Origin of the sequence: Streptomyces sp. NPDC100445, assembly GCF_044759735.1 — a bacterium.
Lineage (GTDB): Bacteria > Actinomycetota > Actinomycetes > Streptomycetales > Streptomycetaceae > Streptomyces.
Genome location: NZ_JBIVZV010000010.1, coordinates 286,728 through 301,250, shown reverse-complemented (window position 1 = coordinate 301,250; position 14,523 = coordinate 286,728). Strand labels below are relative to the sequence as shown.

At 73.3% G+C, this 14,523-nt stretch carries 11 protein-coding genes, 2 tRNA genes and 1 other RNA gene; 7 read left to right on the top strand and 7 right to left on the bottom strand.

Going from position 1 to position 14,523, the window contains the following annotated elements; genetic code table 11:
- Positions 1 to 84: 84 nt before the first annotated feature.
- From ACIQVT_RS24215 to ACIQVT_RS24195, 5 genes are all read left to right on the top strand, one after another.
- A complete protein-coding gene (locus ACIQVT_RS24215) occupies positions 85 to 1,023 on the top strand; it encodes an ABC transporter ATP-binding protein (protein ID WP_403757601.1) in 939 nt (312 codons plus the stop codon).
- On the top strand, positions 1,020 to 1,844 hold the full coding sequence (locus ACIQVT_RS24210) for an ABC transporter permease (protein WP_403757598.1): 825 nt from the start codon (positions 1,020 to 1,022) through the stop codon (positions 1,842 to 1,844). The genes ACIQVT_RS24215 and ACIQVT_RS24210 overlap by 4 nt, the downstream gene beginning before the upstream one ends.
- 16 nt (positions 1,845 to 1,860) lie before the next feature.
- Positions 1,861 to 3,114: a sensor histidine kinase gene (locus ACIQVT_RS24205; RefSeq protein WP_403757592.1), complete on the top strand. Its 1,254-nt coding sequence runs from the start codon at positions 1,861 to 1,863 to the stop codon at positions 3,112 to 3,114.
- A complete protein-coding gene (locus ACIQVT_RS24200; RefSeq protein WP_403757588.1) occupies positions 3,111 to 3,725 on the top strand; it encodes a response regulator transcription factor in 615 nt (204 codons plus the stop codon). The genes ACIQVT_RS24205 and ACIQVT_RS24200 overlap by 4 nt, the downstream gene beginning before the upstream one ends.
- Positions 3,726 to 3,748: 23 nt before the next feature.
- Positions 3,749 to 3,821 (top strand) — tRNA-Gly (locus ACIQVT_RS24195).
- Between the two features lie 101 nt (positions 3,822 to 3,922).
- On the opposite strand, the gene ACIQVT_RS24190 is transcribed toward ACIQVT_RS24195, so the two are convergent.
- From ACIQVT_RS24190 to ffs, 6 genes are all read right to left on the bottom strand, one after another.
- Positions 3,923 to 4,819 carry a phosphoribosylaminoimidazolesuccinocarboxamide synthase gene (locus tag ACIQVT_RS24190; protein WP_403757585.1) on the bottom strand — a complete coding sequence of 299 codons (897 nt, stop codon included), beginning with the start codon at positions 4,817 to 4,819 and terminating at the stop codon, positions 3,923 to 3,925.
- 70 nt (positions 4,820 to 4,889) lie between these two features.
- Positions 4,890 to 6,389, bottom strand: a complete 1,500-nt coding sequence (locus ACIQVT_RS24185) for a N,N-dimethylformamidase beta subunit family domain-containing protein (protein ID WP_403757582.1) — start codon at positions 6,387 to 6,389, stop codon at positions 4,890 to 4,892.
- A 238-nt stretch (positions 6,390 to 6,627) separates the two neighbouring features.
- Positions 6,628 to 8,382: a hypothetical protein gene (locus tag ACIQVT_RS24180; RefSeq protein ID WP_403757577.1), complete on the bottom strand. Its 1,755-nt coding sequence runs from the start codon at positions 8,380 to 8,382 to the stop codon at positions 6,628 to 6,630.
- Positions 8,383 to 8,687: 305 nt separating this feature from the next.
- A complete protein-coding gene (purD, locus tag ACIQVT_RS24175) occupies positions 8,688 to 9,968 on the bottom strand; it encodes a phosphoribosylamine--glycine ligase (RefSeq protein WP_403757574.1) in 1,281 nt (426 codons plus the stop codon).
- 112 nt (positions 9,969 to 10,080) lie between these two features.
- Positions 10,081 to 12,423, bottom strand: coding sequence for a DNA polymerase III subunit gamma and tau (locus ACIQVT_RS24170; RefSeq protein ID WP_403757571.1), 2,343 nt, complete (start codon positions 12,421 to 12,423; stop codon positions 10,081 to 10,083).
- Between the two features lie 53 nt (positions 12,424 to 12,476).
- Positions 12,477 to 12,575: signal recognition particle sRNA small type (gene ffs, locus ACIQVT_RS24165), an RNA gene on the bottom strand.
- Between the two features lie 96 nt (positions 12,576 to 12,671).
- On the opposite strand from ffs, the gene ACIQVT_RS24160 reads away from it, so the two are divergent.
- A tRNA-Ser gene (locus tag ACIQVT_RS24160) sits at positions 12,672 to 12,759 on the top strand.
- A gap of 423 nt (positions 12,760 to 13,182) precedes the next feature.
- Positions 13,183 to 13,623 (top strand): hypothetical protein, encoded by a 441-nt coding sequence (locus ACIQVT_RS24155; protein ID WP_403757567.1) that lies wholly within the window; start codon positions 13,183 to 13,185, stop codon positions 13,621 to 13,623.
- A gap of 72 nt (positions 13,624 to 13,695) precedes the next feature.
- Here the strand turns inward: ACIQVT_RS24155 and ACIQVT_RS24150 are convergent, their stop codons facing one another.
- Positions 13,696 to 14,328: a hypothetical protein gene (locus ACIQVT_RS24150; protein WP_403757564.1), complete on the bottom strand. Its 633-nt coding sequence runs from the start codon at positions 14,326 to 14,328 to the stop codon at positions 13,696 to 13,698.
- Positions 14,329 to 14,523 lie beyond the last annotated feature (195 nt).

The following is a 14,523-nucleotide window of genomic DNA, read 5'->3' as shown; positions in this document are numbered from 1 at the left end:
GGCGTCCGGCCATCTGACATGTGTCATGCCGAGTGATGACACCGCGCACTGCCCGCCGGGCCGGACCGCCGGGACGCTGGCTCCATGGACATCGACGGACACGAGCACGTGATCGAGGCCACCGGCCTCAGGCGTGTCTACGGGGACGGGTTCGAGGCCGTACGCGGCGTCACCCTCTCCGTGCGGCGCGGGGAGATCTTCGCCCTGCTGGGCACCAACGGTGCCGGGAAGACCTCCACGGTCGAACTGCTGGAAGGGCTCGCACCGCCCGCCGCCGGCCGGGTCCGGGTGCTCGGCCACGACCCGTACCGCGAACGGGCCGCCGTACGGCCCCGCACCGGCGTCATGCTCCAGGAGGGCGGCTTCCCCGCCGAGCTGACCGTCGCCGAGACCACCCGGATGTGGGCGGGATGCACCAGCGGGGCCCGGCCCGGGCACGACGTCCTGGCCCGGGCCGGGCTCGCGGGCAAGCGGGGGGTGCGGGTCAAGCAGCTGTCGGGCGGGGAGCGCCGGCGCCTGGACCTGGCACTCTGCCTGCTCGGCGACCCCGAGGTGCTGTTCCTCGACGAGCCGACGACCGGCCTCGACGCGGAGGGCCGCCGGGACACCTGGACGCTGGTGCGGGAGCTGCGGGACGCCGGCACCACGGTGCTGCTCACCACGCACTACCTGGAGGAGGCCGAGGACCTCGCCGACCGGCTCGCCATCCTGCACGCGGGGCGGGTCGCCGCCTCCGGCACCCCGGCCGAGGTCAGCGCCGGCCGGCCGTCCCGGATCTCCTTCGAACTGCCCGCCGGCCACTTCCCCGGCGACCTGCCGCCCCTGCCCGGTATCGGCGTCTGCGGACACGAGAGCGACGGCCGGGTCGTGCGGCTGAGCACCCGCGAGGTCCAGCGGACCGCCACCGCCGTCCTCACCTGGGCCGAGCGGACCGGCGTCGAACTGCGCGGCCTGGAGGTGCGCTCGGCCTCCCTGGAGGAGGCGTTCCTCCAGATCGCGCGGGACCCGGGGGTGGCGGCGTGAACGGCGTGTCCCCCGGCACCGGAGCCGCCCCCGCGCGCGCCCCGTACCCCGTCGCCCCAGCGCCCGCGTCCCGGCGGCTGCGCGCGCTGGCCCGGGCCGAGCTGACCCTGCTCGGCCGCAACCGCGGTGTGCTGTTCACCGCGCTCGTCGTGCCGCTCTCGCTGCCGTTCAGCGTGCGGCCGGCCCTGGACCAGCTCGACGTGCAGAAACACGGTCTGAACGCCGGCACGGCGATGCTCACGGCCGCCGTCGGTTTCTCCCTGCTCTTCACCGTCTACACCGCGCTGGTCAACGTCTACGTCGCCCGCCGCGAGGAACTCGTCCTCAAGCGGCTGCGCACCGGCGAACCGACCGACGCCGAGATCCTCACCGGCACCGCCCTGCCCGCCATGGCCGTGGGCCTCACGCAGGCGCTGCTGCTGTGCGCCGGGGCCGCGGTGCTGCTGCACGCCGGGACCCCCAGGGCGCCGTACCTGATCCCGCTGGGGCTCGCGGCCGGGCTGGTGCTGTCCGCCGCGCTCGCCGCGCTGACCGCCTCCGTCACCCGGTCCGTGGAGAGCGCCCAGGTCACCTCGCTGCCCCTGGTGTTCGTCACGATGATCGGCTCGGGGGTCATGTTCCCCACCGAGATCATGCCGGACCGGCTCGCCTCCGTCGGCGGACTGCTCCCGCTCTCCCCCGCGATCGGGCTGGTCCGGGCGGGCTGGACCGGGCGGTGGGACGCGTACGAGGTCCTGGGCGCCCTCGCGGCCACGCTGGCCTGGACGGCCGTGGCGGTGTTTGCTGTACGGCGGTGGTTCCGCTGGGAACCGCGGCGCTGAGGACCGGGGGGCGCGCATGACCGGGCGGATACGGAACTGGCAGCGGCGGCACTGGCGGGAGCGCGGCAAGGCCGAACGCGTCGAGCTGTACACGGTCGTCTCCTGGTACGTGTCGGTCTGGATCTTCTCCCTCGGCTGGCTGCTGCTCCCCCTGGGCACCGGGCTCGGCCACCGGCCCGTCGCGGTCGTCCTCGGCGCCCTGCTGGTCGGGGTGTCGGCCCTCCAGTGCGCGGCCTCCACCCGGCTCACCCGGCCCGCCCTCGACCACTACCTGGGGCGGGCCCGGCTGCCGGCCGGGGCGCACCGCCTCCCGGCCGTCCTGCTCGCGCTGGCGCTGGCGCTGGACCTGGCCCTGTCCGCGCTGCACGCGGCCGACGCGATGACCGTCCGCTGGGCGGTCTCCGCCGGCCTGCTGCCGTTCGGCCTGCTCTACGGACTCACCGTCCCCGTAACGGTGTTCCTGCGCCGGTCGGCGCTGCTCGCGGCCCTGGTCACCGGCGCCGTCTGGCTCACCGACCGCGACGGCGCCGGGCTCCTCGCGACCGGTGTGATGGCCCTCTTCCAGGCGGTGTTCGCGCTGTTCGCCTGCCGCACCGGCGCCTGGACGCTGTCCGTGCTCTGGGAGGCGGAACGGGCCCGGGAGGCCGAGGCCCGGCTCGCGGTCGCCGAGGAACGGCTGCGGTTCGGACGGGACCTGCACGACGTACTGGGCCGGAACCTGTCCGTCATCTCCCTCAAGAGCGAGCTGGCCGTCCAACTGGCCCGCCGGGGAAGGCCGGAGGCCGTGGAACAGATGATCGAGGTGCAGCGCGTCGCGCAGGAGTCCCAGCGGGAGGTGCGGGCCGTCGTGCGCGGCTACCGCGCGGCCGACCTCGGTACCGAACTCGCCGGTGCGCAAGGGGTGCTGGCGGCGGCCGGGATCGACTGCGCGGTCCGCGCGGAGGCTCCCGGACTGCCCGCCGAGGTGCAGTCGGCGCTCGGCTGGGTGGTGCGCGAGGCGACCACCAACGTGCTCCGGCACGGGGACGCGGGCCGGTGCGACGTGGGACTGTCCGTCCGGGAGGGGCGCGTGGTGCTGACGGTGGAGAACGACGGGGTGCCGGACGGACCGCACGACGGCGGTGGCGGCGGCACGGGGCTCGCCGGGCTGCGGGAGCGGCTGGCCGCCGTCGAGGGGACCCTGGAGGCGGGCGTGGTCGGGACGGCACGGGACCGGTTCCGGCTGGTGGCGCGCGTGCCCCTGGCCCGGGTGGAAGGAGTCGCCCCGTGACCGCGCCGATACGGCTGCTGCTCGCCGACGACGAGCACCTGATCCGGGGGGCGCTGGCCGCGCTGCTCTCCCTGGAGGACGACCTGCGGGTCGTCACCGAGGCGGCGACCGGACCCGAGGCGCTGGCCATGGCCCGGGCCCACCACCCCGACGTCGCCGTCCTCGACCTCCAGATGCCGGGCGCCGACGGTGTGAAGGTCGCCACATCCCTGCGCACGGAACTGCCCGGCTGCCGGGTGCTGATCGTCACCGGGCACGGGCGGCCCGGGCATCTGAAACGGGCGCTCGCGGCCGGGGTGCGCGGGTTCGTGCCGAAGACCGTCAGCGCCGGACGCCTCGCCGAGATCATCCGGACCGTGCACGCGGGAAACCGCTACGTCGATCCGGAGTTGGCCGCCGACGCGATCAGCGCCGGCGACTCGCCGCTGACCGCGCGGGAGGCCGAGGTGCTGGAACTGGCCGCCGACGGCGCCCCCGTCGCGGAGATCGCCGAGCGGGCGGCACTGTCACCGGGGACCGTGCGCAACTACCTCTCCTCGGCCGTCACCAAGCTCGGCGCCGAGAACCGGCACACCGCGGTGCGTCTCGCCCGCCTGCGCGGTTGGGTATAGTTGCTCTCGCGCCACGGCGCCACGCGGACGTAGCTCAGTTGGTAGAGCGCAACCTTGCCAAGGTTGAGGTCGCGAGTTCGAGCCTCGTCGTCCGCTCGGGATGAGCCCCCCGGTTCCCACCGGGGGGCTTCTTCGTGCGCCCGGGACCTGTCGCCGGACCCCCGCCGCCCGGGGCGGGAGCCCGACTGCACGGCCTGCTACCAGCTGGTGCCCGTCAGCCGCTCGTACGCCTCGATGTACTTCTGCCGGGTCGCCGCCACGACCTCCTCCGGCAGCGGCGGCGGGGGCTGCTCGCTCCCGCGGTCCCAGCCGGACTCCGGCGAGGTCAGCCAGTCGCGCACGAACTGCTTGTCGTACGAGGGCTGCGCCCGGCCCGGCTGCCACCGGTCGGCCGGCCAGAAGCGGGAGGAGTCCGGGGTGAGGATCTCGTCGGCGAGGACCAGCGAGTCGCCGTCGAAGCCGAACTCGAACTTGGTGTCCGCCAGGATGATGCCCCGGTCCCGGGCGATGTCCCGGGCGCGCGCGTACACGGCGAGGGTGGCCTGGCGCAGCCGGGCGGCGGTGTCCGCGCCGACCTGGCGGGCCACCTCCTCGTAGGAGACGTTCTCGTCGTGCTCGCCGACCTCGGCCTTGGCCGCCGGGGTGAAGATCGCGGCGGGCAGCTCGGAGCCGTCGACCAGCCCCTCCGGCAGGGCGAGCCCGCAGACCGTACGGGACTCCTGGTACTCCTTCAGGCCCGAGCCGGTGAGGTAGCCGCGGGCCACGCACTCCACCGGAAGCATCCGCAGCGACCTGCACACCAGGGTGCGGCCCTCCCAGTCGGCGGGGGCGCCCTCGGGGACGTCGGTGCTGATGACGTGGTGGTCGGCCAGGTCGCGCAGCTGGTCGAACCACCACAGGGAGAGCCGGGTGAGGACGCGGCCCTTGTCGGGGATCTGGGTGGGCAGCACCCAGTCGAAGGCGGAGATGCGGTCACTGGCGACCATCACGAGGTCGCCCGCCTCGTCGCGGTACAGCTCGCGCACCTTCCCGGTGTGCAGGTGCACCAGGCCCGGAACCTCGATCGGCTCGGGCTTTTCTACGAATCCGGACACGGTTCCTCCCCGTGGGTCTGACCAAGTGCCTCGATTCTCCCGTACGGGGACGATCGGGCGCGCCCGGGGGTCAGTCGCGCTTGCAGATACGGTCCAGCAGGTTCGCCGTGGCGCGCTGCACACGGGGGTCAAGGTGGCCGGGGCGGTCCAGGGCGGGGGACCAGGCGAAGGTGCCGGAGGCGAAGACCCAGGCGCCGGAGGGGGCGCGGTACAGGGACGTCTCCTGGTGGCGCAGGACGTCGTCGCCGTCGGTGTAGGGGGAGTGCGCGAGCAGGATCCGCTCGTCGTGCTCCGGCAACGCGGTGCGCGGGAAGTAACGGTCCGCCTCACCCGCGACCAGGCCCTCGATCGGGTCGCCCTCGTGGGCGCCGGTCGCCTCCCACAGCCAGTGGCCGGCGTTGCGGACGATCAGCGGGTGCGGTTCGGGGACGCGGCCCGCGTACTGGATGCCGACGAGCTGCTGCTCGGGCCGGTCAACCTCCCGCCACAGCACCGGCCGCCCGGGACCCTTGCGTTTGCGGCAGGTCAGGAGCCGGTCCGGGACGCCGGACGGCGACGGTCCCAGCTCCACCTGCCAGTACATGGTGTTGGCGGAGAGGAACACCAGGGAGGTGCCGCGGTCGCGGGCGTCCTCGGCGGCGCGGCGCATCGGCACCGACCAGTACTCGTCGTGGCCGGGGAAGACCAGGCCCCGGTAGCGGGTCGGGTCGACCCGGCCGGCGTGCAGGTCGCGGGCGTCGGCGTAGGCGAGGTCGTAGCCGTAGCGCTCGGCCCAGCGGATGAAGTCGTAGGCGTGGCCGACGTGCAGGGGCAGGCCCGCGCCCGCGTACGGCCGGTCGAAGGAGACGGTGGTCGCCGCGTCTGCCTCGCCGAGGAGACGGCCGTGCTCGTCCCAGGCGTGGTACAGGCTGGCGCCGGTGTGGCCGTCCTCCGGGTAGAGGTTGTACGCCTGCCAGGTGATGTCCGGCAGCAGCAGGAGCAGGTCGGCGGGGTGGTCGTCGCGGACCGTGAACGGCACGTGGGAGCGGTAGCCGTCGGCGGTGGTGAGGACGGCCACGTAGGCGCCGATGGTCCAGTACGAGGGGACCTGGAGGCGCCAGGACAGCCACCAGTGGTGGCAGGAGACCGTGCGGTCGGCGGTGAGCGGCGGGGGCTGGACGATGCCGGAGAGCCGGGGGCTCGTGGTGATCTTGGACGCGCCGTCACCGCCGTAGTGGCCGATGCGGTAGATGTCGACGCTGAACTCCTGCGGCGGGTCGACCGTGACGTGGAAGTCGATCGCCTCGCCGGGCGCCACCGCGCCGGTGGCGGTGAAGCCCTTGATCTGGCGGTGCACGTCGTCGGCCGAGCGGGGCCCGGACCCGGCGGACCGCGGCGCGGGAACACGCGTCCCGGACCTGCCGGGGTGCGGCTGCGGAGCGGGGTCGACGTACCAGGGGACGACGTGACCGGTGTCGTCGAAGTACGTCTCGCTGCCGCGCAGCCAGGGCACCGGGCCCTGCCCGAAGGGGTCCGTGACGGCGTGCGCGAGTGCTCCGGACTCCCAGCGGCGAATGTGGTCCGAGGCCATGGTCGCTCCCCTCCCTGGTGCCCCCGTGTCCCTGTCGTGCACGCCGGGACTGCCCCGGCCGTGCTGCCCGATGCGGTGTCGTGCGTCCGCCGTGTCGTATGTCGCGAGCCCTTGCCAACGGCGTGGTCGGTCCCAGCACATCACATGACGCACGGGTCCGGTCACTGCTCGTCGCGAATTGACCTGAAGTGGAAGTCACCTCTCCACTACGGCGGCCGGGGCGGGCGGTGCGGCGGGGTCAGACGAGCCGTACGGGCTTCTCCGGGCGTATCCCGGAGGCGGCCAGCCAGTCGCGCAGCGGGCCCGGATCCCCTTCCTCGATCAGGCTGAGCACCCGGGGCGTCAGGTCGGCGGCCCGCTCACCGCCCAGCAGCAGGGAGGGCCCGTCCAGCCAGTCCAGGGCGGGGGCCGCGCCGGCGGTGTCGACGGCCGCGCAGCACACCATCGCCGTGACGTGGTCGGTGAGCAGCTCACGGGCGGTGCGCGGCGGCTGGAGCGGGAAGAGCGGCAGACCACCGTCGTCCCACAGGTCGCTCTCGCCGCGCCGGGCGGTGCCGGCGCCGCCCGCCACGGCGCCCTCCTCCCGGGCCACCTCGGCGCTCAGCCCGGCGGCGAGCACCGCGCTGCGCTCGGTGGTGGGGTCGAGGTCCTCGTCGTCGCCGACGGGGACGCCGGTGCCCGCGGGACGGCCGGAGGTGGCGGCGGTGGCCCGGACGGCCGGTTCCGTGAGGTGCTCCAGGACGCGGGCCAGCGTGGCGCCGCCGGGAACGGGGGCCGCCGGATCCGGGGCGGGGCGGACGCCGAGGGAGTCCAGGACGCGGTGGAGGCGGGCCGCGTGGGCCCGCCAGGCCCGGTCCACGACCTCCTCCGGGTAGGCCTGCCAGTCCACCGGCGCCCAGTCCGGACCGGTCTCGGCGGGACCGCCGTGGAACAGGCGGGCGGCGAGCAGCGAGGCGGCCTCGTCCACCACGCCGGGCTCCTCCAGCAGGTCACAGGCGGGACGCTCGCCGAGCCGGGAGGCGAAGCCCTCGGCCAGCCGGTCGCGCCGGGACAGTTCGGTGAGCGCCGCCACCACGCCCGCGTCCAACCGGGCGGGCCAGCGGCCCATGCGCCACGCGGGCAGCGCCACTCGGGTCAGCAGCCGGTCCCAGCCCGCGTAGGCGAGTCCCACCTGCTCCTGGGCGACGATCCGCAGGCCGTAGTCGACCGTCTGGGCGCGCTCGGCCGCCGCCGCCGCGACCCCGCGCTCCATCAGCGTGGCGTGGTCCCGGCAGCCGCGCAGCAGCAGCCGGGCCACCCAGCCGAGGACCGCGCAGAGCCCGCGCAGCGGCGGACAGCGCCCCGGTGTCGAGGCGACGGCCACGGCCGCGTCCAGTCCGCGCACGAAGCGGCGGGCGGCGGCTATGTCCGGGTGCGCCGAGGGCCCCGTGCCGGCGATGACCGGGGCGAGGACCGCGCGCAGCTCGCCGACGCGCATCCACCACAGGAACGGGGAGCCGATGACGAGGACCGGCGCGACCGGCGCGCGGCGGCGGCCCGGGCCCACCGGGCCACCGGGCACCGCGTGCGTGGGCGGGGCGGGAGCCGTGCGGGTGCGGTCCTCCAGCCAGCTGTCGCAGTCCGGCGTGAGCGCTATGGCGGAGGGGACCGGCACGTCCAGGCGGTCGGCGAGGTCGCGCACCATCCGGTACAGGTCCGGGGCGGTCCGCTCCGCTATCGGCACCGTGGGACTGACGGCGGGGCGGGCCCGGGCGACGACCAGGCCGACGCCGGCGGCGGCCAGCAGCACCAGCACGGCGAGCACACCCACCGTCCAGCGGGCGGCGTCCCAGGCCGGGCCGACGAGACGGCCGGTGGAGGCGCCGGTCAGCAGGATCACCGCGGCGGCCGCGGGCAGCAGGGCCACGGCCAGCGCCCGGCCCCGCACCCGCAGCACCGCGAGCGCCCGGGACCGCGCGGCCTGCGCGCCCGCCTCCACACCGATTCCGGTCACGTGCCGACCTCGCCCCCTCGCTGTCCGACGTGTGCCGTTCTGGTCTTGCTCACTCCCCCACTGTGGCACCCGCCACGGACATCGCAATGCCGGTGGGGCCAAGTGCCGGAACGCTTGCGCGGCACCCTAGTTGGGGCCCGCGCCGCAGTCAGCCGTATGGGGGATCGCTCACTCGATGGAATGGCTTTGGTCAGAGCTGGGTGACAGACAGCAAAGATCAGGCCCCGGATCGCGATCCGAGGCCTGAGGAGGAACGAGCAGGTCAGACGGGTGTGCCAGGGCGGTAGGGGGCCGGCGACCCCGGGTCAGTCCGCCGGCCGCGCCACCTTCGCCGCGATGTCCGTGCGGTGCTGCGAGCCGTCGAGGCGGATCCGGCCCACCGCCCGGTACGCCCGCTCGCGCGCCTCGGCCAGGTCGGTGCCGGTGGCCGTCACGGACAGCACCCGGCCGCCCGCGCTGACGACCTCGTCGCCGTCCCGCCGCGTCCCCGCGTGCAGCACGTACGCCCGCGGGCCGTCCTCGGCGGCCACCTCGTCGAGCCCGGTGATCGGGTCACCGGTGCGCGGGGTGCCGGGGTAGTTGTGCGAGGCGACGACGACGGTGACGGCCGCCTCCTCGCTCCAGCGCAGCGGCGGCAGGTCGGCGAGGGTGCCGGTGGCGGCGGCCAGCAGGACACCGGCCAGCGGCGTCTTCAGCCGGGCCAGCACGACCTGCGTCTCGGGGTCGCCGAAGCGGGCGTTGAACTCGATGACCCGGACTCCGCGCGAGGTGATCGCGAGACCGGCGTAGAGCAGCCCCGAGAAGGGGGTGCCCCGGCGGCGCATCTCGTCCACCGTCGGCTGGAGCACCGTCTCCAGCACCTCGTCGACCAGCTTCGGGTCGGCCCACGGCAGCGGGGAGTACGCGCCCATACCGCCGGTGTTCGGACCCTCGTCGCCGTCCAGGGCGCGCTTGAAGTCCTGGGCGGGCTGGAGCGGTACGACCGTCCGCCCGTCGGTGACGGCGAACAGGGAGACCTCGGGGCCGTCGAGGAACTCCTCGATCACCACGCTGCCCCGCTTGGCCGGAGGCGCCCCCAGGCACGCGGCGGCGTGCGCCCGGGCGACGTCCGGGTCGGGGGTGACGACGACACCCTTGCCGGCGGCGAGGCCGTCGTCCTTGACCACGTAGGGCGCGCCGAACGCGTCGAGCGCCTCGGCGACCTCCTCGGCGGTGGTGCAGACGTAGGAGCGGGCGGTCGGCACGCCGGCCGCCGCCATCACGTCCTTGGCGAAGGCCTTGGAGCCCTCGAGCCGCGCGGCCTCCCCGGAGGGGCCGAACACGGGCACGCCCGCCGCGCGGACGGCGTCGGCCACCCCGGCGACCAGTGGGGCCTCCGGGCCGACGACGACCAGGTCGGCACCGAGACGGGTGGCCAGTCCGGCCACCGCGGCACCGTCGAGCGCGTCGACCCGGTGCAGCTCGGCGACCTCGGCGATGCCGGCGTTGCCGGGGGCGCAGTGCAGCGCGGTGACGTCGGGATCGAGGGACAGGGAGTGGCACAGGGCGTGTTCGCGGGCGCCGGTTCCGATGACGAGGACCTTCACGGGCCCAGCCTAATGGCAAGGTCGCCGAAGCCAGGGGGCCGGGTTTGTCGTACGTTCCTCCAAGGTGCCCGCGAACGGCGGGTCCCGCCGGCGTGCCTCCCCGCCGCCCCGGTCACTCGTTGGCGATCTCCTCCACCACCGTGGCTCCCAGTTCCCGCACGATCAGTTCGTGGCCGGAGAGCGCCGACTCGTCCAGGTCCGGGTCGTCGTCCTCGGGGGTGTCGTCCTCGGGCGCGACCGGATGCGGCGCGGGAGCGGCCGCCGGCCGGAGCGCCGGGGCCGGGGCGGCGGACCCGCCCGGGGCGCTCCGCGGAGCGGCGGGCGCCTGCGGGGCCGGCTGGGGCGCCGCGGCGGGGCGCGGGGCGGCCGGGGCGCCGTAGCCACCGCCCGGGGCGCCGCCCTGGCCGGTCGTGGGGGCGCCGCCGAAGCCACCGCCGAAGCCGGACGGGCCGCCCGGAGCCGCGGGGGCGGCGCCACCCCCGGAAGGATCGACGACCGCCTCGATCTTCCAGTGCACGTTGAACTGCTCGGTCAGCGCCTGCCGCAGCACGTCCTCGCTGCCGCTGCCGGCGAAGTTGTCGCGGGCACCGGCGTTGACGAAGCCGAGCTGGAGCGTGGTCCCGTCGAAGCCGGTCACCTGGGCGTTCTGGCTGAGCAGGATCCAGGTGAAGCGCCGGCGGTTCTTCACGGCCTCCAGGATGTTCGGCCAGAGCGAGCGCGGGTCGGGGCCGCCGGCGGGGGCGGGTGCCGGGGCCGCCGGCGCGGGGGCGGCATGGCTCGGCGGGGACTGCGGCTGCGACTGCGGCTGGGCGGGGGCCGCCGGGCCAGGGCCCTGGCCGGACGGGCTCTCCGCCGGGGCGGCGGCCGTCGGCCAGCCACCGGGACGCCGGCCGCCGCCGGCCGTGGCGGCGGTGGGCCAGGCACCGGGGGCGGGAGCGGCCGGTGCGGCCGGCGCCGGGTCCTGGGCTGCGGGTGCGGGTGCGGGTGCGGACACGGCGGCCGGAGCCGGGGCAGGCGCGGGAGTGGGCGTGGGTGCGGGGGTGGGGGCCGGAGCCGGCGCGGGGGCAGTGGGCGCCGAGTGCGCCGATGGCGCCGACGCCCCGTCCGCCGCGGAGGGACCCGCCGGACCACCGGGGGCACCGGGGCCGCCCCCTCGTACGGCGGCCCGGACGGCGGCGGGGCCGCCACCGGGCGGCACCGGCACCGCGCCGGCCCCGGCGTCCGCTAGGGCGGCGCCGTGGCCTTCCGGGCCCGGGACGTAGCCCATGGCGGGCGCGCCGGCACCACCGGAGAACTGGACGCCGCGCTCGATGCGGTCCAGGCGGGCCATCAGTGAGCGCTGGTCACCGTAGGCGGCGGGGAGGAGCACGCGGGCGCAGATCAGTTCGAGCTGGAGGCGGGGCGAGGTGGCGCCGCGCATCTCGGTGAGGCCCTCGTTGACGAGGTCGGCGGCACGGCTCAGCTCGGCGGCGCCGAACGTGCCGGCCTGAGCCTGCATACGCTCCAGGACGTCGATCGGGGCGTCGATGAGCCCCTTCTCCAGGGCGTCCGGCACCGCGGCGAGGATGACCAGGTCCCGCAGGCGCTCCAGCAGGTCGGCGACGAACCGCCGCGGATCGTTGCCCCCCTCGATGACGCGGTCGACGACCTCGAAGGCGGCGGCCCCGTCGCCGGTGGCGAAGGCCTCGACCACGGAGTCGAGCAGGGAGCCGTCGGTGTACCCGAGGAGGGACGTGGCCATGGCGTACGTCACACCCTCCGTCCCGGCCCCGGCGAGCAGCTGGTCCATGACCGACATGGAGTCACGCACGGACCCGGCGCCGGCGCGCACGACGAGCGGCAGCACGCCGTCCGCGACCGGGATGTCCTCCTTCCGGCACACCTCGCCGAGGTACTCGCGCAGGGTGCCGGGCGGGACGAGCCGGAACGGGTAGTGGTGCGTGCGCGACCGGATCGTGCCGATGACCTTCTCGGGCTCGGTCGTGGCGAAGATGAACTTCAGGTGCTCGGGCGGCTCCTCGACGACCTTCAGCAGCGCGTTGAAGCCGGCCGACGTGACCATGTGGGCCTCGTCGATGATGTAGATCTTGTACCGGCTGCCGGCGGGGCCGAAGAAGGCCTTCTCGCGCAGCTCACGGGCGTCGTCCACGCCTCCGTGGGAAGCGGCGTCGATCTCGATGACGTCGATGGACCCCGGTCCGTTGCGCGCCAGGTCCTGGCACGACTGGCACACCCCGCACGGGGTGGGGGTGGGACCCTGCTCACAGTTCAGGCAGCGGGCGAGGATGCGCGCGCTGGTCGTCTTGCCGCATCCGCGCGGGCCGCTGAACAGGTACGCGTGATTGACCCGGTTGTTCCGCAGGGCCTGCTGCAACGGGTCGGTGACATGCTCCTGCCCGATGACCTCGGCAAAGGTCTCCGGTCGGTAGCGGCGGTACAGCGCGAGAGACGACACGCATACGAGGTTAATGGCGCCCACCGACAACGGGTCCCGCCGACGGACCCGGGAACGCGAGCGCCCCCCACGCACCCGCCAGAGCCGACCTACCCTTGCTGCCTTCCGGCCCTGGGGGAGTTCAGTCAGATAGCGCCGCGTGAGGGGCTGCGCCCACAGTACCCGATGCCGGGCCGCGGGCAGTACCCGATGCGGGCCAGCGGGAACGGGTTCGTGAGCACCCCCCACGGTCATGTAATGTTTGCGGCGGAGGATTCGCCTAGAGGCCTAGGGCGCACGCTTGGAAAGCGTGTTGGGGGCAACCCCTCACGAGTTCGAATCTCGTATCCTCCGCCAGTGCCTCACCGGGCACGATGTCGAAGGGCCCCACCGCTCGCGGTGGGGCCCTTCGACGTTGCCCGTCTCAGCTCGGAAGGCGTCCGGTGCCCGCCACCGGCCTGCTGGGCGACCTTGCGAAGCGTGACCCCCGTCACACGCACGTACCGCTGGCGCGCCGTCCGACGTGGGACCACCCTCCTCCTCGGCCGGAAGGCTTGGTGCTCTCCGTCGCGTCGGTCGGGACGTCGTCCCGCACCGCACCACCTCACGCGAAAGGGTGCCGGTAAGGCAGCCGGAGTCCTTCTTGCGAGGGCTGTGCGGGGGCTGTACGGGGGAAAAGCCGGACGCCGCAGCGTGCCTACTTATCATTTCCGGCCCCTCGTCGCCATCCTGTGCTCCAAAGCCAGCTTTTGGCACCAGCGACAACGGAAGGCCGACCGAGTGAAGCTCGTCAAGCGATTCGCCACGATCAGCGCCGCCGCAACGGCAGTGATTCTCTTGAGCGCCGGCGGCGCCCAGGCTCAGAGCGACGGGGGACTCATGTCGCTTCTGGGCAACCTGCCACTTCTTCGGGTCGCCAACCCGATGAAATCGGGTGGACTGAGCGACAGCGGCACGCTTGCCGAGACCCAGACGAACAACAATAACAACAACAACCTGACCGGCAGCGGGCCGAACAACAACAATAACAACAATGGAGGCGGGACCAACAATAACAATAACAACAACAACGGCGACACTCAGGCCCAAGGCGCCGGGGGAATCATTCCTCTACTGGGCGGGTCTCTCATCAACTTTCAGGTCTGTTACCCGAAGGGGCAGACCGGAGGTGCCAACACGACGTTCACCGGCAACCAGAACATCAACTGCCACCAGAGTTGAGGCACCGGGCGCGTCCGTGAAACAGCCCGGCGGCCGGGTGCGTGTGCACCATCGGCCGCCGGACTGTGAAGTTCAGCCGTTGTTGTTATTGTTGTTGTTGTTCGCCCCGCCCCCATTGTTGTTGTTATTGTTGTTGTTGTTCGCGCCTCCACCACCGTTGTTGTTGTTATTGTTGTTGTTCGCTCCACCCCCGTTATTGTTGTTGTTATTGTTGTTGTTCGCCCCTCCGCCGTTGTTGTTATTGTTGTTGTTGTTGGCGCCTCCGCCACCGTTGTTGTTATTGTTGTTGTTGTTGTTGGCTCGTCCTCCGCCGTTGTTGTTATTGTTGTTGTTGTTGTTGTTGTTGGCTCGTCCTCCGCCGTTGTTGTTGTTATTGTTGTTGTTGTTGGCTCGTCCTCCGCCGTTGTTGTTGTTATTGTTGTTGTTGGCCCGTCCTCTGTTGTTGTTGTTATTGTTGTTGTTGTTCTGGCGATTCCCGTTCTTCTTGTGCTGGTTGTTATTATTATTGTTGTTGTTGTTGTTTCCGCCTCCGCCATTGTTGTTATTGTTGTTGTTGTTGCCTCCACCGTTGTCACTCGGCGCCGTCACGTGAGCGACTGTGGGCGTCGGGGCGGCGAACGCGGCCGACGGGACCAGGGCCCCACCTGCGGCGAGAGCGGCCGATGCGGCCAGTACCGCTGTGCGCTTTGCGATCTTGTGGACCATGAGAATTCCTTTTCGAGGAGTACAACTGTGCCGATTCAGGGCCTTTTCGGTACGGCCGTCCATTCGGCGCGATGACAAGTAGGCTCCGCCACTCCGCGCGTCAGGCTCTTTTCGCCAGCATGCTCTGAGGCCACCGGGGACACATCGGGCGAACGCCCCAAGTTCCATCCGCGCGCACCCCACGTCCCGGTTCGG